The 21,137-nt window shown below is 63.9% G+C and carries 13 protein-coding genes; 3 read left to right on the plus strand and 10 right to left on the minus strand.

Going from position 1 to position 21,137, the window contains the following annotated elements:
- Positions 1-34: 34 nt before the first annotated feature.
- The 4 genes from ACQY39_RS16825 to ACQY39_RS16840 all read right to left on the minus strand — a co-directional run bounded on the left by ACQY39_RS16825 (position 35) and on the right by ACQY39_RS16840 (position 5,511).
- On the minus strand, positions 35-2,632 hold the full coding sequence (locus ACQY39_RS16825) for a hypothetical protein (protein WP_428508138.1): 2,598 nt from the start codon (positions 2,630-2,632) through the stop codon (positions 35-37).
- A gap of 696 nt (positions 2,633-3,328) precedes the next feature.
- Entirely contained in the window at positions 3,329-3,961 is a 633-nt protein-coding gene (gene upp / locus ACQY39_RS16830) for a uracil phosphoribosyltransferase (RefSeq protein ID WP_428508140.1), read from the minus strand.
- 42 nt (positions 3,962-4,003) lie between these two features.
- Positions 4,004-4,762 carry a 23S rRNA (guanosine(2251)-2'-O)-methyltransferase RlmB gene (gene rlmB, locus ACQY39_RS16835; protein ID WP_428508142.1) on the minus strand — a complete coding sequence of 253 codons (759 nt, stop codon included), beginning with the start codon at positions 4,760-4,762 and terminating at the stop codon, positions 4,004-4,006.
- Positions 4,759-5,511: a DUF1624 domain-containing protein gene (locus ACQY39_RS16840; protein ID WP_428508144.1), complete on the minus strand. Its 753-nt coding sequence runs from the start codon at positions 5,509-5,511 to the stop codon at positions 4,759-4,761. The genes rlmB and ACQY39_RS16840 overlap by 4 nt, the downstream gene beginning before the upstream one ends.
- 188 nt (positions 5,512-5,699) lie before the next feature.
- On the opposite strand from ACQY39_RS16840, the gene ACQY39_RS16845 reads away from it, so the two are divergent.
- The 3 genes from ACQY39_RS16845 to ACQY39_RS16855 all read left to right on the plus strand — a co-directional run bounded on the left by ACQY39_RS16845 (position 5,700) and on the right by ACQY39_RS16855 (position 10,660).
- Positions 5,700-6,815 carry a S1C family serine protease gene (locus ACQY39_RS16845; RefSeq protein ID WP_428508146.1) on the plus strand — a complete coding sequence of 372 codons (1,116 nt, stop codon included), beginning with the start codon at positions 5,700-5,702 and terminating at the stop codon, positions 6,813-6,815.
- Positions 6,816-6,932: 117 nt separating this feature from the next.
- Entirely contained in the window at positions 6,933-9,626 is a 2,694-nt protein-coding gene (locus ACQY39_RS16850) for a PAS domain S-box protein (RefSeq protein WP_428508148.1), read from the plus strand.
- Positions 9,627-9,655: 29 nt separating this feature from the next.
- Positions 9,656-10,660, plus strand: a complete 1,005-nt coding sequence (locus ACQY39_RS16855) for an LLM class flavin-dependent oxidoreductase (RefSeq protein WP_428508150.1) — start codon at positions 9,656-9,658, stop codon at positions 10,658-10,660.
- Between the two features lie 209 nt (positions 10,661-10,869).
- On the opposite strand, the gene purL is transcribed toward ACQY39_RS16855, so the two are convergent.
- From purL to gltA, 6 genes are all read right to left on the minus strand, one after another.
- On the minus strand, positions 10,870-14,865 hold the full coding sequence (gene purL / locus ACQY39_RS16860) for a phosphoribosylformylglycinamidine synthase (RefSeq protein WP_428508152.1): 3,996 nt from the start codon (positions 14,863-14,865) through the stop codon (positions 10,870-10,872).
- A 143-nt stretch (positions 14,866-15,008) separates the two neighbouring features.
- Positions 15,009-16,325, minus strand: coding sequence for a TRZ/ATZ family hydrolase (locus ACQY39_RS16865; protein ID WP_428508154.1), 1,317 nt, complete (start codon positions 16,323-16,325; stop codon positions 15,009-15,011).
- A gap of 43 nt (positions 16,326-16,368) precedes the next feature.
- A complete protein-coding gene (locus ACQY39_RS16870) occupies positions 16,369-17,385 on the minus strand; it encodes a nucleoside hydrolase (protein WP_428508156.1) in 1,017 nt (338 codons plus the stop codon).
- A gap of 60 nt (positions 17,386-17,445) precedes the next feature.
- On the minus strand, positions 17,446-18,369 hold the full coding sequence (locus ACQY39_RS16875) for a ribokinase (protein ID WP_428508158.1): 924 nt from the start codon (positions 18,367-18,369) through the stop codon (positions 17,446-17,448).
- 23 nt (positions 18,370-18,392) lie between these two features.
- Positions 18,393-19,436 (minus strand): LacI family DNA-binding transcriptional regulator, encoded by a 1,044-nt coding sequence (locus tag ACQY39_RS16880; RefSeq protein WP_428508160.1) that lies wholly within the window; start codon positions 19,434-19,436, stop codon positions 18,393-18,395.
- A 371-nt stretch (positions 19,437-19,807) separates the two neighbouring features.
- Positions 19,808-21,118, minus strand: a complete 1,311-nt coding sequence (gene gltA, locus ACQY39_RS16885; protein ID WP_428508162.1) for a citrate synthase — start codon at positions 21,116-21,118, stop codon at positions 19,808-19,810.
- Positions 21,119-21,137 lie beyond the last annotated feature (19 nt).

The following is a 21,137-nucleotide window of genomic DNA, read 5'->3' on the forward strand; positions in this document are numbered from 1 at the left end:
CTGCAGCCATATTGGCGTTGCGATATCAGATCAATTACTTTGCGAAGCGAGGGCTCGCAATTCGTCTCACTACTCTGCCAATCTCTCCAAATGGATAGGCGCCCAGCGACTTAACTCTCGAAGTATTGGATTTTGAAGCGGCAAGATTGAATGAACGATATTCCGGGAGCTTAAAATTATTCCAATGAATGACGCCACGACAATTGATGTCAGGATACCCATCGAGATCAGCATCATCTACAAAACACGACTCTCTTGGACCGAAGTTATAGATGATGTCATCCCTAAAGACGTAGCCTTCATCATGACCGACTCTCTTCATGCCGACAATCATTCCATCTAAATTACAATCCAGCGCAAAGTCAATTGCCCCATCCTTATTAAAATCACCCCGCAGAAATCTATTCCTCCCAAACCGGAGGCCACATGAATTTGTTATTTGAACCGGCGTTGACCATGAAAAGTGCGAAGTGAATTTTATGTAATAGTAGTTTTCAGCCTCCAATGCCACAACCAATTCATCACGCCCATCGCCGTCAAAATCAAAGAAGCCGACCGGCTTGAATTTATCAAAATACCTATAATTACCCTCAGGCGTACTCAGATAGAGCGTACCATCAGCGTAGAAGTCAGGAATTCCGTCGCCATTAACATCCCTCACCTGGATGTTGGACCACGAGAAACTGATTGATTCAGGGACTGACGCAGCGGCAATACGAAGAATCTTGTGGTTTTCCAGAAAAATCGCCTTCGCATCCTTCTTGCCTTTATTGACAATAAAAGACCCTGCGTAGTAATTTCCAAGCTGATCAAATCCGGGCGCCGGATCAAATTCAATTAAATCCGGAATAGAGTCCCCGTCGTAATCAACTAAAAATCGCCCATTATAGCTGCGATAATTTGAAATCAATTCGGGGTGGTGAACGAGCGCATATTCATCGCGATCACTAAAAAGGGTAAAGCTCTTAGTGACAATGTCTGGCTTTCCATCTCCATTGAAGTCATAGGCACCAAGCAATGCCCCTGAATCGAAGAAGTCGGGAGAGTCCTTTATTTTGATTGCCTTGGCTTCTTGAAAAGTGCGATCGATATTGGCCAACTCGATATGCACCGCTCCAGGTGCAACGTTAACAAGGAGCCCATCAAGCAAACCGTCTTTATTGACATCAACCAATAAGTCAAATCGCTTATATTGCTCGGATGGTTTTTTGAACGGCCTGTCTACTGACTTTATATCCATAAAGAAGTCATAACTCGATGACTCCCCTGTTGGTGTCTTAAGGGCCCCCTTGATCGTCGCAAGATAAGTAGCATCATAGAAAACTGAATTTCCAAGAGAAAACTTCACCTTGGAACCCTCTATCTTGCCCTTTACCTGCTCCGTCGAAAGAATAGAACCACTCCTGAACCCCTTGAGTGTTAGATTGAGCTCACTGGCCGAGCTATCGATTGACTTATCAAACACCAATTCAAAATCAAATGGTGTGCTCACGAGCGGCGTATCGACGTCAAGATTTGTCTTGACTAGCAGCGGCGCGGTGCTTGCGCCCGCTTTGAACTCAATAACTGTCGGACTAACTCTGATCCCGAGCCTATCAACAATGCATGCCGGCATCTCTAGGCTATAGAGACCGGGGTAGTCTATGCGGACATCCAGGCGAACCGTATCCAGAATACCCGACTGCCCCAAATCGACCGAACGAGCTGGAAATGACGGCAGGAGCGTTTTAAATGACGGCGTACTGTACTTGACGGGGCTATTACCACTGCATACCTCGTCAATAAGGACTTGACGGTCAAAACTGATTCGCAAATCGTAAGTACCGTTGACTTCCGCTTTTACTTGCGTCACTTTTGGGGGTATGGCGGGCGAACTGGAAATACTTGTTTTATAAGCTTCCAGATCTTCACTAAAAATCGTGGGCTTGACACCTTCAACCGTGACTTCACTTCGGCGCTTGACCATTCCAATGCCCGGTGCATACCAGTCGATCATGGAGATATTCACCGGCAAGGTCTTGCCATTGCCAGAGAGATAGAACTTCATGGTGCCGAAAGTTTTCACCCGCCAAGCTTCAACAGCACCAAATGGCGTCTGCAGGGTTTCCTTGGCTTCGACGGCTACATCAATCTTGGCGTCGATCGTTTCGGGCTTGCCATCAAGGTCGAAGTCCACAGTAGAGGCGACACCGCTGCGATTGATGGAGTTGAAGGTTTCCCCTGTCTTGAGGGGCAGGCGGAGCATTTGGTAGGTGCCCATGGCCCGTGACAAGGCATCAGTGGATTTGTCGTTGACGGACCAAACTGCGTCGACCGTCTTTCTGTAGGTTTCGGTGACGCTTGGATTGGCTCCGCCGTCGTTACTGATGGTGATCAGTTCCGCACCATCTGCGGTCGTGGAGCTGCTGACTCTGCGAAGAAAGGTCGAGGCCTGAGGATAGTCGGTCCGAATCACCCAGCGGTTGTCATTTGCAGAGGGAAACAAATCGCCCGTCGAGACTACGGGGGGCACAGTGGGCGTAGGTGGGGTGGCACCACCACCGGCCGGAGCGTCGCTCCCGCCGCCGCCGCCGCAGGCGGCCAATAAGCAGCAGGCACTCCAAAGCGCCGCTCGCGAAAGCTCGTAGTTCATGCTCAGTCCTCCCTCGTGATTCAGCACATACACCCCTTGCGGTGAACACAAAGGGCGAATCGACAACAGTTTTGATCCCGGCCGAAGAAAGAGCTATGGATAGCTGTTGACCGGGACACCTTGCTTTGAGGTGCGGGCCGGATTGTCGCTTGTACGCATGATGAAAAGCACCTGCAGAGTGCTCCGAAAGCGAGGGACACGACAACTCACGAAGACGAGACTCTCAATGACTGCTTCAACAGCATGGCTTGCCCAGTGGCCAGCAAGCTCAACGACTTTCCGTGAAGCGCCAGCCCTGACGAGGGCGGCCATGTAAATCAGTTGCTGTGCAGCAGAAGGTGCGCCTCAGCGGATCACAGCGCGCCGAACAGTCAGGGAACTCGAGAATCTCTTCGCCAACAAGCCGGCCCAGCCACGTCCGAACCGTATCTGAGTTTTTCCAGGCACGAAGCAGATCCCTGTCACCGAGGTCTGCCAGGCGCAATCGACGCAAAAATCCGTGCGTCAACCTGATCTGTTAGTGCTGGAGCGAAAGGCTGGACGAAAAAATGGACCGCCCACTTTCAAAGATCAAAAGAAGGCTGCTAGCCTTCAAAGATCGAAAGAGGACTGCTAGCCTTCCAAGATCGAAAGAGGGCTACTAGCCGTCAAAGATCAAAAGAAGGCTACTAGCCTTCAAAGATCGAAAGAGGGCTACTAGCCCTCTTTCGTCCCGAAGATCTTGTCGCCGGCGTCGCCAAGGCCCGGAATGATGTAGCCCTGCTCGTTCAGATGGCTGTCGATCGCCGCCGTCCAGCAGCGCACCTCGGGATGGGCCTTGTTCAAGGCGGCCACGCCCTCGGGTGCAGCCACCAGCACCAGGGCGCGGATGTCCTTGCAACCACGGGCCTTGAGCAGGTCGACGGTGGCAATCATGGAGCCGGCCGTGGCCAGCATGGGGTCGATGATCAGCGCGGTGCGCTCGCCCAGATGGCCCACGAACTTGTCGAAGTAGTTGACCGGCTTCAGCGTCTCATGATCACGGGCCAGGCCCACGACCGAGATCTTGGCGTTGGGGATCATGTCCAGCACGCCGTCCATCATGCCCAGGCCAGCGCGCAGAATCGGCACCACCGTGACCTTGCGACCGGCGATCTGGTCGGTCTCCACCGGGCCGCACCAGCCCTCAATGGTGGTCTTTTCCAGCGGGAAGTCGGCCGTGGCCTCGTAGGCCAGCAGGCGCGCCACCTCGCCCGTCAACTCGCGGAACTTCTTGGTCGAGATGTCGGCCTCGCGCATCAGGCCGATCTTGTGTTTGACGAGGGGGTGCTGGACTTCAATGACGGCCATGGTTGTGCTCTTCTTGGAGGCGATGAATAGGGAAGGCCCCGATTATCCTTGGCTGGAGCGGCGCTGGCGCAGCGCCTCATAGAGGCACACACCGGCGGCGACCGAGACATTCAGGCTTTCCACCGCGCCCAGCATCGGAATGCTGACCAGCTCATCGCAGGTCTTGGCGGTGAGCTGGCGCAGGCCGTCACCCTCAGCACCCAGCACCAGAGCCACCGGGCGGTTCAGGTCGATGTCGTAGATCGATTTCGTCGCCTGGTCCGAGGTGCCGATGATCCAGATGTCGCGCTCTTTCAGTTCATTGAGCGAGCGAGCCAGATTGGTCACCATCAAATAAGGCACGGTCTCGGCCGCGCCGCTGGCGACCTTGGCCACAGTGGCGTTCAGGCCAACGGCATGGTCTTTGGGTGCGATCACGGCGTTGGCGCCGGCGCCATCGGCCACGCGCAGACAGGCGCCGAGGTTGTGCGGGTCGGTCACGCCGTCCAGCACCAGCAGCAAAGGCATCACCTCGGCCGCCTCCAGGTCTTCCATCACGGCATCGAGCGAGTGCTGCATGGCCAGGGGCTGTACCCGGGCGACCACGCCCTGGTGGCGGCTGCTGCCGGCCAGCTTGCCCAGACGATCGTCATCGCTGTCCACCAGCTTGGCGCCGGCTTCGGTGGCGCGCTCGACAAACTGGCGCATGCGCTGGTCGCGCCGGGTGGCGTCGACATAGATCTCGCTGATCGATTTGGGGTGCGTCTTCAGGCGCACGGTCACGGCATGGAAGCCGAAGAGAATTTTGTTGCTGCTGCTCATCCCCGCATCGTAGCGGCTGCGGTCAGCAAACCGATCAAAACCGGTTGATGCAGCATGTAGAAACTCAAGGACCAACGACCCAACGCCGCCAGTGGTTGCAGCGGCGCCGCCAACCCGCCTGCCAGCCAGGCCGGGCGCGCGGCCAGCAGCCAGCGGCCGCCGGCATAGCCCCAGAGCATCATGCCCAGCCAGGGCAAAACCGGCACGTAGTCCTCGGCAATCGGCAAGCGCGTGACCAGGCCGACCCAGTTGGTCCAGCGGCTGTCAAAGAAGGGATGAGTCCAAAACTGCGGCGCAATCCAAGCCAGCAGGCCCAAGCCCAGGCAAGCCCAGAGCGGCAAACGCGGCCCGAGCGCACGCAGGATCAAGAGCATCAAGGCCATGCCGTGCAAGACGCCAAAGCTGATGAAGCTGCGCGGGAACATCAGCGCCGAACCGGCACTGACCAGCAAGGCACAGCCTGCCACCTGGGCCCAGCGCCGCCAAAAGCGTGACCAGGGCTGGCCCTGGTGCAAAGCCAGGGCCTGGCCCAGACCGGCGCACAGCAGGAAGAGGCTGACGATGGCGGTGCGCTGGCCGGTCCAGAAAGGGTCGCGGTAGAAGTTCTGCTGGATCCAGCCGAAGTGGTTGAGGTCAAAGCAGAAATGGAACAGCGCCATCCAGACGATGGCCGCGCCGCGCAGGGCGTCCAGCCGCGGCACGCGTTGCAGCAGCGCTGGGGTGGAAATGAGGGGCGAATCGAGGGCCAAGACAGTGCCGCAAGAGGAGTCAGAATGGCGGCAGTCTACGGGCAAGGCAGGACCGCAGCCGCTCGCACATCCGCTGCGGGCTGCCCGGCATGCGCTGAGCATGACTTGCGACATGCCTTGAATCCCCGCAACTCAGACCGACCTGCAGCACTCGCCTGATCTTTCTCCCAACTGCCCTGCCACGCCCGATGAAACTGCCCACCGCCCCCGCCTCTCAAGCCGCCCTGCTCGCCCTGGCCTTGCTAGCCGGTGTGGGCTTGAGCGCCTGCTGGCCCAACACCGCGCAGAGCAAGCCTCAGGCCGAGCCGCGCGCCGTGCAGCCGCGCGGCCCGCTCGACGCCGCTGAACAGAACAACATCAACGTCTTCAAAAAGGTCTCGCCTTCGGTGGTCCACATCACCACCCTGGCCCTGAGCCGCGACCTGTTTTCCATGAACATCACCCAGCAGCCGCGTGGCACCGGCAGTGGTTTCATTTGGGACGATGCCGGTCATGTGGTGACCAATTTCCACGTGATCCAGGACGGCGACGCGGCCACCGTCACGCTGTCCGACCAGAGCAGCTACCCGGCCAAGCTGGTCGGCAGCTTCCCTGACCGCGACCTGGCCGTGCTGCGCATCGAAGCACCCAAGGAAAAGCTGGCGGCCATCGCCATCGGCAGCAGCCGCGAGCTGCAGGTGGGCCAGTCGGTCTATGCCATCGGCAACCCCTTCGGCCTGGACCAGTCGCTGACCCTGGGCATCGTCAGCGCCCTCAATCGCGAAATCGAATCCGTGACCCGCCGCACCATCCGCGGCGCCATCCAGACCGACGCGGCCATCAACCCCGGCAACTCGGGCGGCCCCCTGCTCGACTCGGCCGGCCGCTTGATCGGTGTCAACACCTCGATCTACAGCCCGAGCGGCGCCAGTGCCGGCATCGGTTTCGCCATTCCCGTAGACGAGGTCAACCGCATCGTGCCGCGCCTGATCCGCGATGGCCGCCTGATCCGACCGGCCTTGGGTATCACGGCCGCGCCGGAGAACGTCAACCAGGCGCTCAAGCTGCCCAAGGGCGTGGCCCTGCTGCGTGTCACCCCAGGCAGCCCGGCGGCACAAGCCGGCTTGCAGGTGTTCGTGCGTGGCCGCGACGGCAGCGTGATCCCAGGCGACGTCATCATCGCCGTCAATGAAGAGCCGGTGCGCGATCTGGACGAAATGCTGAGCCTGCTCGAGCGCCGCCAGGTCGGCGAGCGGGTGACCCTGAGCTTGTGGAACGCCGGCAAGACGCGCAAGCAGGCCGTGCAACTGGGCAGTGCCGACTGAGGGCTGACGCCTCCTCGCATCACAGCGGCCCTCCCTCGCTTCCCCCGGCTGGCAGGCCGCGGGGCCTGTGTTACCGTCAAAGTACCCATCTTTCTCTGTGACCGAGCCCCCCCGGCGATGAGCCCGCAACAACAGCCCCCGGCCACATCCACCCACGCCGCTGCGCCTGAAGCCCTCCCGCTGGCCCGCATCCTGCCGGCCTACTGGCCGGCCTTGTTGACGGCCTTGGTCAGCCTGACCCTGTGCATCGGCCTGGCCTGGGTGCGCCACGACCAGACCCTGGCGGCCGAAGAAGCCCAGGTGCAAAAGGAGCTCAGCGCCCTGCGCAGCCGCCTGGAAGCGGTGGCGCAAACCACCTTCGCGCCGACGCTGGGCCTGGAGGCGCTGATCCGCCTCGACGGCGGGATTTCGGAAGCCCGCTTTCAGGCCATGAGCAGCCAGGTGATCCGCCTGCTGCCCCATGTGCGCAGCATCGTCGCTGCGCCCAACGATGTCGCCGATTTCATCTACCCCCTGGCCGGCAACGAGGCGGTCTACCGCCTGGACTACCGCAGCATCCCGCGCCAGTACGAGCAGGTCCAGCTGGCGCGGCGACTCGCCCAGCCCTTGCTGGTGGGGCCAGTCCAGCTGGTCCAAGGTGGCCAGGGCCTGATCCAGCGTGTGCCAGTCTTCCTGCCCCGATCCGAAGGCGAGGCGCCGCGGTACTGGGGGGTGATTTCGGTGGTGGCCGACCTGCCCCGATTCGTGCAGAGCACCGGCCTGGAGGACCGTCAGGACCTGCGCCTGGGCCTCTACCAGCCGGGCCTGCAGGCCGACCGCCTGGGCGATCTGATTTGGGGTGACGGCAGCCTGGCGCAACGCCGACCGGTGTTGCAGACCGTCAACCTGCCGGGCGCCGTTTGGATGCTGGCTGCCGTGCCAGCCCAGGGCTGGAGCCAGGGGCCAAGCTGGCGTTCCATCGAAACCGCCCTGTCGGTCGGTGTGAGCTTGGTGCTGACCTGGCTGGCCGGGCTGCTGGTCTACCGGCGGCGCCTGCTGGTCAGCCACAACCGGGCCTTGTCGGAAGAGATTGCACATGGCCGCGAAGTGCAAACCGCCCTCGACGCGGAGCAGGCGCGCTTTCGCAGCTTGACCGAGCTGTCCACCGACTGGGTCTGGGAACAGGATCGCGAACTGCGCCTGAGCTATGTCTCGCGTCCTGCCGAAAAAGCCACGCAAGTGCCCTCGCAGTCTTTGCTGGGCTTGCGGCGCTGGGAGTCCCCAGCCCTGGTACCCGGCGTCGATTGGGCCGCCCACCAGGCCCGGCTGGAGCGCCGCGAGGCCTTCCGCGATTTCGAATACGCCCATTACGCCGGCGACGGCTCAATCCGCCACGTCAGCATCTCAGGCGCGCCCTATTTCGATGCCCAGGGCGAGTTCGCCGGCTACCGAGGCACCGGCCGCAACATCACATCGGACAAGCAGGCCAAGCAGGCCCTGCTCGAATCGCAGGCGGCGCTGACCGAAACGCTGAACCGCCTGCAGGCCATCCTCGACTCGGCCAGCGAGGTGGCCATCATCGCCACCGATCTGGAGGGCCACATCACCGTGTTCAACCGCGGCGCCGAGCGCATGCTGGGCTACAACGAGCGCGAAATGCTGGGCCGCTACCCCGACTTCCTGCACCGGCGTGAGGAAGTGCTTGAGCGCGCCGCCGAGCTCAGTGCCGAGCTCGGCGAGCCCATCCAGGGCTTCGACACCTTTGTGGCCTTGGCACGGGTGCATGGCAACGAGACCCGGGTCTGGACCTATCTGCGCAAGGACGGCAGCGCGCTCGATGTTTCGCTGACCGTGAGCCTGGTGCGCGACCGCGGTGGCCCGGCCATGGGCTATCTGGGCATTGCCCGCGACATCACCGAGCAACGTCAGGCCGAGCGGGCTCTGGTCAAGCTCAATGCCGAGCTGGAAGACCGGGTCAGCAGCCGCACGCTCGAGCTGACCGAGGCCATGCACACCCTGCGCCAGGCCCAGGACGAGCTGCTGCGCTCGGAAAAAATGGCGGCTCTGGGCTCCTTGGTGGCCGGTGTGGCCCATGAACTCAACACCCCGCTGGGCAACTGCCTGACCACGGCCTCCACCCTGGAAGAGCGTACGCGCGAAATCCAGGCCGAGTTCAACGGCCCGGGCATGCGCCGCCAGCACCTGGCCGACTACTTGCGCGACGCCGGCACGGCGGCCAGCATCCTGCTGCGCTCGCTGAGCACCTCGACCGAACTGGTGGCGCATTTCAAGCAGCTCTCGGTCGACCAAACCAGCTCGCAGCGCCGTGTCTTCGACCTGGCCAACGCCTTGGACGATGTGCTGAGCCTGCTGCGCCCGCGCCTGCGCACCACGCCGTTTGAGGTGGTCTGCGAGGTGCATACGCAGCGCCCGCTCGACAGCTACCCCGGCCCTCTCGGCCAGGTGATCAACAACCTGGTGCTGAACGCCCTGCTCCATGCCTTCGGCGGCCGCGACCATGGCCGCTTGTCCATCCAAGCGGACGAGCTCTCGCCCGACTGGCTGCTGCTGGTGGTCGAAGACGACGGTGTGGGCATGAGCGAAGCGGTGCGGCGGCGCGCCTTCGACCCCTTCTTCACCACCAAGATGGGCAGCGGCGGCACCGGCCTGGGCCTCAACATCGTCTACAACATCGTCACCGGCATCCTGGGCGGCCAGATCGAACTCAGCAGCGAGCTGGGCAAAGGCAGCCGCTTCACCTTCCGCCTGCCCTATGTCGCTCCGCAGCTCTCTGCCAAGGCCGAGGACCGGGCCATGACCCCAGGCCGGTAGCGGCGCAGCCAGACGCCTAGACTGGCGGCATGAGCCCACTCTCGATTCTCGACCTCGCCCCCATCGTCGAAGGCAGCGATGCCCGCAGCGCCTTGCTCAATAGCATCGCCCTGGCCCGCCATGCCGATGCCCTGGGCTACCAGCGCTTCTGGGTGGCCGAACATCACAATATGGACGGCGTAGCCAGCGCCGCCACTGCCGTGCTGATCGGCCAGCTGGCCGCCGCCACCACGCGCATCCGCGTCGGATCGGGTGGCATCATGCTGCCCAACCATGCGCCGCTGACCGTGGCCGAAGCCTTCGGAACCTTGGCCACGCTTTACCCCGGCCGCATCGATCTGGGCCTGGGCCGCGCACCGGGGACCGACGGCCCGACCATGCGGGCCCTGCGCCGCCACCTGAGCAGCGCTTCTGAGGACCGCTTCCCCGAAGATGTAATGGAGCTGCAGGCCTATCTGGCGCCGGCCCGCGAGGGGCAGCTCGTGCGCGCCATCCCCGGCCAGGGCACAGAGGTGCCGATATGGTTGCTAGGTTCCAGCCTCTACAGCGCGCAGCTGGCGGCCTATCTCGGCCTGCCCTTTGCGTTTGCCTCGCACTTCGCGCCCGAGCTACTGCAGCAGGCGCTCGATCTCTACCGCAGCCAGTACCGGCCCAGCGCTGCGCACCCGAAGCCGCACGCCATGGTGGCGCTCAATGTGATCGTGGCCGACAACGATGCCGAGGCGGGCCGCTTGTTCAGCTCCCTGCAGCAACGCTTTCTGGGCATGCAGCGCGGCCAGCGCGGACCGCTGCCGCGGCCGGTGGACAGCATGGCGCCGCTGTGGGCGGCCGCCTCGCCGGCCGAACGTCTGGGCGCGGAGCGCATGCTGGCCGAATCCATCGTCGGCTCGCCGGTGACGGTGCGCGCGGGCCTGCGCGCCACGCAGGAACGCACCGGCGCCGACGAGTTCATCGTCGCCGCGGCGGTGCATGATTTCCAGGCCCGGCTGCGCTCCTACGAGCTGCTGGCGCAGCTCGCGGAGCTCAAGAGCTGAGCTATTGCCCCTGAGCGTGAGGATTTTCGTAGCGAGCGGCTGTCAGGCTAGGCTGAGCCTGGACTGATCCAGTCCTGAGGACTGGATCAGCCTGGCGAAGGACTCGGCCTCTGGCCGAGGCGGACGGAGCACAGGAACCGGAGCGTACTTTGGTACGTGAGGATTCCGAGCACCGGACCAACGACGCCTGGCGGCCGCGCAGTAGAAAATCAGCCCAGGGCCTTGCGGGCGTTGCGGAACATGCGCATCCACGGGCTGAACGCGCTGACATCGCCCGAAGTCCAGCTCAGCTGCGCATTGCGGAACACGCGCTCCGGGTGCGGCATCAGCACGGTGAAGCGGCCATCGGCCGTGGTCACCGAGGTCAGGCCGTCCGGGCTGCCGTTGGGGTTGAGCGGATAGGTCTCGGTGGCCTGGCCCGAATGGTCGACATAGCGCATGGCGCGTGCGACCTGGGCCGCATCGCCGCGCTGCGAGAAGTCGGCAAAACCTTCACCATGCGCCACGGCGATGGGCAGGCGGCTGCCGGCCATGCCCTGGAAGAACAGACTGGAGGACTCCAGCACTTCCACCATGGCCAGGCGGGCTTCGAACTGCTCGCTCTTGTTGCGCGTGAACTTGGGCCAGTGCTGCGCACCCGGGATGATGGGCGACAGGGCGGCCATCATCTGGCAGCCATTGCACACGCCGAGGGCGAAGCTGTCGACGCGGGCGAAGAAGGCCTTGAACTGCTCGGCCAGCACCGGGTTGAACATCACCGAGCGGGCCCAGCCTTCGCCGGCACCCAGGGTGTCGCCGTAGCTGAAACCGCCGCAGGCCACAAAGCCCTTGAACTGCTCCAGCGTCACCGCGCCGGCCTGCAGATCGCTCATGTGCACGTCATAAGTGTCGAAGCCGGCCTGCGCCATGGCATAGCTCATCTCGACATGTGAGTTGACGCCCTGCTCGCGCAGGATGGCCAGCTTGGGGCGAGCGCCAGTGGCGATGAAGGGCGCGGCCACATCCTCGTTCGGATCGAAGCTCAGGTGCACATGGCGGCCGGGGTCGCTGGCCAGGCCCGCCTGGGCATGCTCGCTGTCGGCGCAGGCCGGGTTGTCGCGCAGTTGGTTGATGCGCCAGGACACCTCGTCCCAGCTCTTGTGCAGGTTCTCAAGCGATTCGCTGTAAACCTTTTTGGCATCGCGCCAGACCTCGACCTGGCCATTGCCATTGGGCTTGCCCACCACATGGCTGAGCTTGGACAGGCCGTGGCGGCGCAGCACCTGCAGCACCGCGTCGCGGTCGGCGGTGCGCACCTGCAGCAGCACGCCCAGCTCTTCGCTGAACAAGGCTTTGAGCGTCAGCTCTTCGCGGCGCGCGCCCACCTGGGTGGCCCAGTTCTTGGCGTCGCCGGTGTCGGCGCGGCTGTCGCTGACGCCGTCACCCTCGGTGACCAGCATGTCGACATTGAGGCTCACGCCCACATGGCCGGCAAAAGCCATTTCGCAGGCCGTGGCCCAGAGGCCGCCGTCGCCGCGGTCGTGGTAAGCCAGCAGCTGGCCGGCAGCGCGCAGCTCATTGACTGCGGCGACCAGGCTCTTGAGCAAGCCCGCGTCGTCCAGATCAGGCACGGCACCGCCAAACTGGTTCAGGGCCTGGGCCAGAATGGAGCCGCCCATGCGGTGCTGGCCGGCACCCAGGTCGACCAGGATCAGGCTGCTGTCGCCGGCATCGGTCTTGAGCTGGGGCGTCAGCGTGCCCCGCACATCGGCCACCGAGGCAAAGGCGGTGATGATCAGCGAGACGGGCGCCGTCACCTGCTGCTCGGCGCCTTGCGCATCGCTCCAGCGGGTGCGCATGGACAGTGAATCCTTGCCCACCGGGATGGACACGCCCAGGGCCGGGCACAGCTCCATGCCCACCGCCTTGACGGTGTCGAACAGGGCCGCATCTTCACCGGGCTCGCCGCAAGCGGCCATCCAGTTGGCGCTGAGCTTGACGCGGGGCAGCTCGATCGGTGCGGCCAGCAGGTTGGTGATGGACTCGGCCACCGCCATGCGGCCCGAGGCCGGGCCGTCCACGGCCGCCAGCGGCGTGCGCTCGCCCATGGCCATGGCTTCACCGGCGAAGCCCTTGTAATCGGCCAGGGTCACGGCGCAATCCGCCACCGGCACCTGCCAGGGGCCGACCATCTGGTCGCGGCTGTTCAGGCCGCCGACCGTGCGGTCACCGATGGTGATCAGGAAGCGCTTGGAGGCCACGGTCGGGTGGCGCAGCACGGTCTGGGCCACACTGGCTAAGCTGACGCCGTTCAGGTCCAGGGTGCCGGCATCGCGGGCGACGCGGCTGACCTCGCGGTGCATCTTGGGCGGCTTGCCCAGCAGCACATCCATGGGCATGTCCACAGCGCGCTGGCCGCCGGGGCCATCTTCCAAGATCAGCTCGCGCTGCTCGGTGGTCACGCCAACGACAGCGAAGGGGCAGCGCTCGCGCTCGCACATGCGCTGAAACAGGTCCAGGCTGTCGGCCGCAATCGCCAGCACATAGCGCTCCTGGCTCTCGTTGCACCAGATTTCCTTGGGCGCCATGCCGGACTCTTCCAGCGGCACCTTGCGCAGATCGAAGACCGCGCCGCGATGGGCATCGTTGACCAGCTCGGGGAAGGCATTGGAGATGCCACCGGCGCCCACATCGTGGATGGCCAGGATGGGGTTCTTCTCGCCCAGACCCCAGCAGTGGTTGATCACCTCCTGCACACGCCGCTCGATTTCGGGGTTACCACGCTGGACCGAGTCGAAGTCCAGATCGGCGGTGTTGGTGCCAGCTGCCATCGAGCTGGCAGCGCTGCCGCCCATGCCGATGCGCATGCCGGGGCCGCCCAGCTGCACCAGCAGTGAGCCGGCGGGAAACTCGATCTTCTGCGTCTGGTCGTCGCGGATGGCGCCCAGTCCACCGGCGATCATGATGGGCTTGTGATAGCCGCGCTGAATGCCGTCCACCTTCTGCTCGTAGACGCGGAAGTAGCCGTTCAGATTGGGGCGACCGAATTCGTTGTTGAAGGCCGCGCCACCGAGCGGGCCTTCGATCATGATCTGCAAGGCGCTGGCGATGTGGCTGGGCTTGCCGACCGGGTTCTGCTCCCAGGGCTCGCTCAGGCCCGGCAGGTGCAGGTTGGAGACCGAGAAGCCGGTCAGGCCGGCCTTGGGGCGGGAGCCGCGGCCGGTGGCGCCTTCGTCACGGATTTCACCGCCGGCGCCGGTCGAGGCACCGGGATAGGGCGAAATGGCGGTCGGGTGGTTGTGGGTCTCGACCTTCATCAGCACATGGGCCAGCTCTTCGCGGGCCTGGTACTGCGGCGCGCGCTGGTCGCCGGCCGGCATCCAGCGCTCGATGCGGTGGCCTTCCATGACCGAGGCATTGTCCGAATAGGCCTTGACCGTGTGCTGCGGGCTCAGCTTCTCGGTGTTGCGGATCATGCCGAACAGGCTCAGGTCCTGGTCGACGCCGTCCACCGTGAACTTGGCATTGAAGATCTTGTGGCGGCAATGCTCGGAATTGGCCTGCGCGAACATCATCAGCTCGACGTCGCTGGGGTTGCGCTTCAGGGTCTGGAAGGCGTTTTCGAGGTAGTCGATCTCGTCTTCGGACAGGGCCAGGCCGAAGGTCTTGTTGGCGGCCACCAAGGCCGCGCGGCCCTGACCCAGCACATCGACATGCTCCAGCGGCTGGGCGGTCTTCTCATCGAACAGGTGGGCGGCGTCCTCGCGGGCCAGCAGCACGCTCTCGGTCATGCGGTCGTGCAGCAGATCGGCACAGGCGATCAGCTCGGCCTGGCTCAGGGTCTTGGTGCCGCCCAGCAGGCCGCTCTTGAGGGTGATGCGGTACTCGGTGACGCGCTCGACGCGGTGGATGTTCAGGCCGCAGTTGTGGGCGATGTCGGTGGCCTTAGAAGCCCAGGGGCTGACCGTGCCCAGGCGCGGCGCCACCACCACCAGATGGCCGTCTTCGCCGCCCACATAGGCGTCGCCATAGTTCAGCAGCGCGGCCAGCTTGGCGCCAGCGTCTGCATCCAGGGCCGCATCGGCCCAGACCCAATGCACATGGCGCGCTTGCACACCGTTGATACGTTCGTTGATCGCCTGCAGCTGCGGCAGCATGGCCTGAGCCCGGAAGGCGGATAGAGCGTTGCCGCCCTCGAAAGAAAGCAAGTGCTTGGGTGTTGCCATGGTGTCCCGCGTGGATGGCACGGCCAAGATGCCGTGTGAAGGTGCGGGATTCTACCGAGAGCGCGGGACCTGGCCGGACAAAGCAGCGAAGGGGCCTGCCAAGAATTCCTGGCGGCCCCTCTTTGCTTCAGCTTTCCCGCGCTTCAGCGCTCGGTTTTCATGGCATGGACGATGGCGTCCACGCGGTCCAGCAGCGCGCCTTGATCCAGGGTGGTCAGCTCACGTCCCTTGAGCACGCGGCGGCCGCCAACCCAGACGTCGGAGACATGCTCGCGGCCGGCCACGTAGACCAGCTGCGCGTCGGCGTGGTAGACCGGGCGGCATTCCAGCGCATCGAGCGAGACGGCCACCACATCGGCCAGCTTGCCCACTTCCAGCGAGCCCAGATCGGCCTCGCGGCCCATGGCCTTGGCGGCGCGGATGGTGGCCATTTCCAACGCGGTGCGGGCCGAGACGGAGGTGCTGTTTTGCGTCGTGCCTTTGGCCAGCAAGGCTGCAGCGCGGATCTCGCCGAACATGTCCTGGCGGTTGTTGGAGGCCGCGCCATCGGTGCCGAGGATGGTGTTGACGCCGGCCGCCTCCAGCGCCGTGATCGGCGCCACGCCCGAGGCCAGCTTGAGGTTGGAGTTGGGGTTGTGCACCAGGTGCACGCCCTGGCGGGCCAGCATGGCGATCTCGTCCTCGTTCAGGTGCACCATGTGCACGGCCATCATTTTGCTGTTCAGTAGGCCAAGCTTGTTCAGGCGCTCCAGCGGGCGCATGCCGTACTGCTTCAGGCTGCCTTGCACCTCATCTTCGGTTTCGTGGATGTGGCAGTGCATCTGGATGTCCAGGCGCTCGGACAGCTCGCGCAACTTGACGAAGGTTTCGTCCGACACGGTGTAGGGTGCGTGCGGTGCGCTGGTCCAGTCCAGCAAGGCCTCGCCCTTGAACTGATCATAAGCAGCCACGCCCTTGGCGATGTAATCGTCCGGGCCGGAGGCATAGCCGGTGGGGAAGTCGATCACATTGATGGACACGCCGGCGCGGATGCCCGAATCCACCGCGGCGCGGGCCATGGCGGTCGGGAAGAAATACATGTCATTGAGGTAGGTGACGCCACCGCGCAAGGCCTCGGCGGCCGAGAGCAGGCTGCCCTGGTAGGTCCAGTCCTCGCTGACCCACTTCTTCTCCAGCGGCCAGATGTGGTTGTTGAGCCAGTCCATCAGCGGCACATCGTCGGCTACGCCGCGCAGCAAGGACATGGCCGAATGGGTGTGGCCGTTGATCAGGCCGGGGATCAGCACATGCTGGCCGAGTTCCACGCGCTCGGCATCGGGGAACTGTGCCTCGGCCTCGGCCCAGGGCAAGATGGCGGCGATGCGCTCGCCCTGCATGACCAGGGCGTGCTCGTTCAGCACCTCGCTGCCGGGGGTCATGGTCAGCAGCCAGCGGGCTTTCAGGATCGTCGTCGTGCTCATGGTCGGGAACTCCGGGGATGAAGGGGGTGGATGGGGCCAGACTTTAGGCGGCCGGGCGATCGAACGATGGGTCAAACACCTGCTCAAAAAGCGCCAGAAGTCGCGGGCCATCGACGGCCACGCAGACCTGCTGCGCAGGGCACTGGTCCCAGGGCGCCGTCAGGCTGGCCGCGGGCCGGGTGTTCTGGATGGTCTGGCCCACGGCCAGGCCCTCGGTCACCACCCGCACCGGGCCGGCGCGCAGGGTGAACAGGCTGGGGTCGATGGCATAGGCAATCGCGCTGGCGTCGTGGCCGTAGATGCCCTCGATGCCGGCCACGCTGTGATAAAAGTCCTGGTAGTGGCGGGTGGCCTGCCAGAGGAACTCGCCCACCGCAGCGCCCTGCCCGCCCCGGCCGCGCAGGCCATCGAGATAAGCCTCCTGCATCACCACCGCGTGGGTCACGTCCAGCCCGACCACCACCACCGGCCAGGGCGCGGCCAGCACCTGATCGGCCGCCTCGGGGTCGTTGATGATGTTGGCTTCAGCCACGGGCGTGACATTGCCGCTGTGGCCGTTCGTGCCAAAAGCGCCGCCCATGATGATGACCTGGGCCACCTTGGCGGCGATGCCGGGGTCATGCTGCAGGGCCAGTGCCAGATTGGTCATGGGGCCGACGGCGATCAAGGTGATCTCGCCCGGCTCGGCATTGACCATGTCGCAGATCAGCTCATGCGCGGGGCGCGGGTCCAGCGGGGCCAGGTCTTGCTCGGCCAAGGCCAGTTCGGCACGGCCGCCCAGGCCGTCTTCGCCATGGACATGGGTGGAATGCGGCCGCGCGGCATGCGCGAACAAAGGGCCAGCAGCGCCGGCGGCGACGGGCACCGGTTGGCCGTAAAAGGCGCAGAGCGCGCGCGCATTGCGCGTGGTCACCTCGATCGAGGCATTGCCGAACACCGAGGTCACGGCGCGCAGCTTCAAGGCCGGATGACGGGCCAGCAGGAACAGCGCCATGGCGTCGTCAATGCCGGGGTCAGTATCGAAAATCACCGAGCGAGGGCGGTGCGAGTGGTCAGTCATGGCGGTACTGCTTCCAAAAACTCGGGGGAACCGAAGACTCCCCGTCCATCGTTGATTCGTTCAGAGCGGCGCAAACGCGGCGCCCAATTCGGCTCGGCGCGGCATGGCATCTTGCACGCCGGGGCGGCTGACCGCCAGCGCGGCAGCGGCTTGCCCGAGGCGAACGGCCGCTTGCGCGCCCTGCCCTTCGGCCAAGGCTGCGGCCAAGCCGCCGACCAGGGTGTCACCGGCGCCGACGGTCTCCACCGCCTTGACCGCTTGGGCCGGCAGCAAGACCTGACCCTCAGCATTGCAAAGCAGAGCGCCCTTGGCGCCCAGGGACACCAGCACCTGAGCCGGGCCACGGCCACGCAGGCACTCAGCCGCGGCGGCGACATCGAGCGAGGCATCGCCTGCAGCCATCAGCAAAGCCTCCGTCTCATTGACCACCAGCCAGTCGCTGAGCGCCAGCAACTCGGCCGGCACGGTGAGGGCCGGCGCGGCATTGAGCACCGTGATGGCACCGGCCGCACGCGCAATCTCGAAGGCCGCCAGAATGGCCGGCACCGGCACCTCCAGTTGAGCCACCACCACGGCGCTGGCTTGCAACTGCGCCCGAGCTGCCTGCACATCGGTGGTGCTCAGCTGGGCATTGCTGCCCGGCACGTAAACGATGGCGTTCTCACCGTCGCGGCTGGCCACCATGATGACGGCGATGCCTGGCAAAGCTTCGGGGTCGCGGTGCACAGCGCGGCAATCGATGCCCTCACCTTCCAGCGCCTGCAGCAAATCGCCGCCGTATTGGCGCGTGCCCACGCGGGACAAGAAAGCCGTGCATGCGCCCAAGCGGGCGGCGGCCACGGCCTGGTTGGCGCCCTTGCCGCCCGGGGTCATCACAAAGCGCTCGCCCACCAAGGTTTCACCCGGCTCGGGCAGGCGCTCGGAATGCGCCAGCATGTCGATATTGAGGCTGCCGACCACGGTCACGCTGCGTGCTGCTGTCATCTTGTGTTCTACCGATTTCAAAATCAGGGGGCAACCAGCGCCGCGTCGGGGGCAGCCGTGCTCTCGCGCACGACCAGACGGGGGGTCAACAAAACATCTTTCAGGGCGGCGCCCGGATTTTCGATGCGCTCGATCAGCACGCGGCCGGCCTCATGACCCAGCTCTTTTATGGAGCAGCCCACCGTGGTCAGCGCCGGAAAGACATAGCGGCTGAGTTCGATGTCATCGAAACCGACCACCGAGAGCTGCTGCGGCACGCGCAGACCCAACTCGGCGGCGGCGCGCAAGGCACCGACGGCCATCATGTCGTTGCTGGCGAAGATGCCGGTGAAGGGCGCGTCTGCGCCAAGCGCTGGCTGGGCTTGAGCCATCAGCAGGCGCCGCGCAGCGTCGTAGCCGCCGGGGCTGCTGAAATCACTCTCGATCACCCAGCGCTCGTCCGGCGTGATGCCCGCTTCATGCAGGGCACGGCGCCAGCCCTCGATCCGCTCGCGCGCCACTTCAAACTCGGCCGGGCCGCTGATGCAGGCGATGCGGCGGTGGCCGAGCTCGATCAGATGACGCACGGCCTTGTAGGCGCCTTGTTGGTTGTGCACCGACACCCGGTCGGCACGGGCGCCTGGCACCAGACGGTCCACCGTCACCGAGGGCACGCTGGCCAGCTTGAAGATGCGCGCTAAGGCTTCGTCGTCACCGGCCGAGGACAGCAGCAGGCCGTCGACACGCTTCTCCAGCAGGGTGCGCATGTACTGCTGCTGGCGCTTGGGATCGTTGTCCGAGTTGCACAGAAACACCGAGTAGCCGGCCAGGCGGCAGCATTCCTCGACGCCGCAGACCAGCTCGGCGAAGAAGGGGTTCTGCACATTGGGCACCAGCACGCCGACGATCTTGGTTTCGCTCTTGCGCAAGGACCGCGCCACCGCGCTGGGCAGGTAGCCAATTTCCTCGACTGCGGCCAAGACACGCCGGCGCGCATCGGCACTGACCGGGCGGGTCTCGTTCAGCACATGGGACACGGTGGTGAAGGACACCCCGGCCAGGGCTGCGACATCTTTGATGGTGCTCACAGGATCAACACTCGCACGGTCTCGCTGACGGACGACTCTGACTTCAGCACCAAAATGCCAGAAACCGAGCCATCTCTCTTTTGATGTGACTTATTGGGGCTGGCAAACGTTTGCCAACCAGGCCGAAGCATAGCCGATGCAAGCGGCGTTCTGCGCACATGCAAATTGGGAATTTGCGCAAAGCAGGGTTTGAGCGCACAAACCGAGCCCGATCGACGATCGATCGGGGTCGACTTCCTTCCTCCGCCCGCACCTCAGGCGATACCGGCGCAAATGAATACAGCCCCTGCGACCGTCGGCCGGCAGGGGCTGCATTGTGGCCTGCATCAGCAGGCCAACGGACCGGGATCAACCCGGACCGCAGGCGGCAATCAACGCTCGCCGATTGGCTTGACGTTGCGCGAGTTGGCGCCGACGAAGAGCTGACGCGGACGGCCGATCTTGTACTCCGGATCGCCGATCATTTCGTTCAACTGGGCAATCCAGCCGACCGTACGAGCCAGGGCGAAGATGGCGGTGAACAGCGGCACGGGGATACCGATGGCACGCTGCACGATGCCGGAGTAGAAGTCGACGTTCGGGTAGAGCTTGCGAGCGACGAAGTACTCGTCTTCCAGCGCGATCTTTTCCAGCTTCATGGCCAGCTCGAACAGCGGGTCGTCTTGCAGACCCAGCTCGCCCAGAACTTCGTAGCAGGTTTCGCGCATCAGCTTGGCGCGCGGGTCGTAGTTCTTGTAGACACGGTGACCGAAGCCCATCAGCTTGACGCCGGAGTTCTTGTCCTTGACCTGCTTGATGAAGTCACCGATCTTGTCGACGCCACCTTGCTTTTGGATGTCACCCAGCATGTTCAGGCAGGCCTCGTTGGCGCCGCCGTGGGCTGGGCCCCACAAGCAGGCCACGCCGGCGGCGATGGCAGCAAACGGATTGGTACCCGACGAACCGCACAGACGCACGGTCGAGGTCGAGGCGTTTTGCTCGTGGTCGGCGTGCAGGGTGAAGATGCGGTCCATGGCACGCACCAGCACCTCATTGGGCTTGTACTCCTCGCAAGGCGTGGCGAACATCATGCGCATGAAGTTGCCGGCGTAGCTGAGGTCGTTCTTCGGGTAGATGTAGGGCTGACCGATGGTGTACTTGTAGGCCATGGCCACCAGGGTCGGCATCTTGGCGATCAGGCGAATGGCCGCGATCTCACGATGCTCGGGGTTGTTGATGTCGGTGCTGTCGTGATAGAAGGCCGACATCGCGCCCACCAAGCCAGTCATCACGGCCATCGGGTGCGCGTCGCGGCGGAAGCCGCGCAGGAAGAACTGCATCTGCTCATTCACCATGGTGTGGTGCATGACGCGGTTCTCGAAATCGCCCTTCTGCGTCTCGTTCGGCAGCTCTCCGTAGAGCAGCAGATAGCAGGTCTCGAGGTAATCGCAATTGACGGCCAGCTGCTCGATCGGGTAGCCGCGGTACAGCAGCTCGCCCTTGTCACCGTCGATATAGGTGATGGTGGAGTTGCACGAAGCCGTGGACAGGAAGCCCGGGTCGTAGGTGAACTTGCCCGTCTGCGCGTACAGCTTGCGGATGTCGATCACATCCGGGCCGACCGAACCCTTGTAAATGGGCAGGTCCATTTGCGGGCTGCCGTCGGAGAACGACAGAGTGGCTTTGACGTCAGACGGTGTCATGAGCAGGTCCTTTGACTTC

Origin of the sequence: Roseateles sp. (genome assembly GCF_965262435.1) — a bacterium.
Lineage (GTDB): Bacteria > Pseudomonadota > Gammaproteobacteria > Burkholderiales > Burkholderiaceae_C > Paucibacter_A.

Bases quoted from the DNA above. Each gene is read 5' to 3' on its own strand.
- ACQY39_RS16825 (WP_428508138.1), bottom strand. From the start codon at position 2,632: ATGAACTACGAGCTTTCGCGAGCGGCGCTTTGGAGTGCCTGCTGCTTA.
- upp (WP_428508140.1), bottom strand. From the start codon at position 3,961: ATGGCCGTCATTGAAGTCCAGCACCCCCTCGTCAAACACAAGATCGGC.
- rlmB (WP_428508142.1), bottom strand. From the start codon at position 4,762: ATGAGCAGCAGCAACAAAATTCTCTTCGGCTTCCATGCCGTGACCGTG.
- ACQY39_RS16845 (WP_428508146.1), top strand. From the start codon at position 5,700: ATGAAACTGCCCACCGCCCCCGCCTCTCAAGCCGCCCTGCTCGCCCTG.
- ACQY39_RS16850 (WP_428508148.1), top strand. From the start codon at position 6,933: ATGAGCCCGCAACAACAGCCCCCGGCCACATCCACCCACGCCGCTGCG.
- ACQY39_RS16855 (WP_428508150.1), top strand. From the start codon at position 9,656: ATGAGCCCACTCTCGATTCTCGACCTCGCCCCCATCGTCGAAGGCAGC.
- purL (WP_428508152.1), bottom strand. From the start codon at position 14,865: ATGGCAACACCCAAGCACTTGCTTTCTTTCGAGGGCGGCAACGCTCTA.
- ACQY39_RS16865 (WP_428508154.1), bottom strand. From the start codon at position 16,325: ATGAGCACGACGACGATCCTGAAAGCCCGCTGGCTGCTGACCATGACC.
- ACQY39_RS16870 (WP_428508156.1), bottom strand. From the start codon at position 17,385: ATGACTGACCACTCGCACCGCCCTCGCTCGGTGATTTTCGATACTGAC.
- ACQY39_RS16875 (WP_428508158.1), bottom strand. From the start codon at position 18,369: ATGACAGCAGCACGCAGCGTGACCGTGGTCGGCAGCCTCAATATCGAC.
- gltA (WP_428508162.1), bottom strand. From the start codon at position 21,118: ATGACACCGTCTGACGTCAAAGCCACTCTGTCGTTCTCCGACGGCAGC.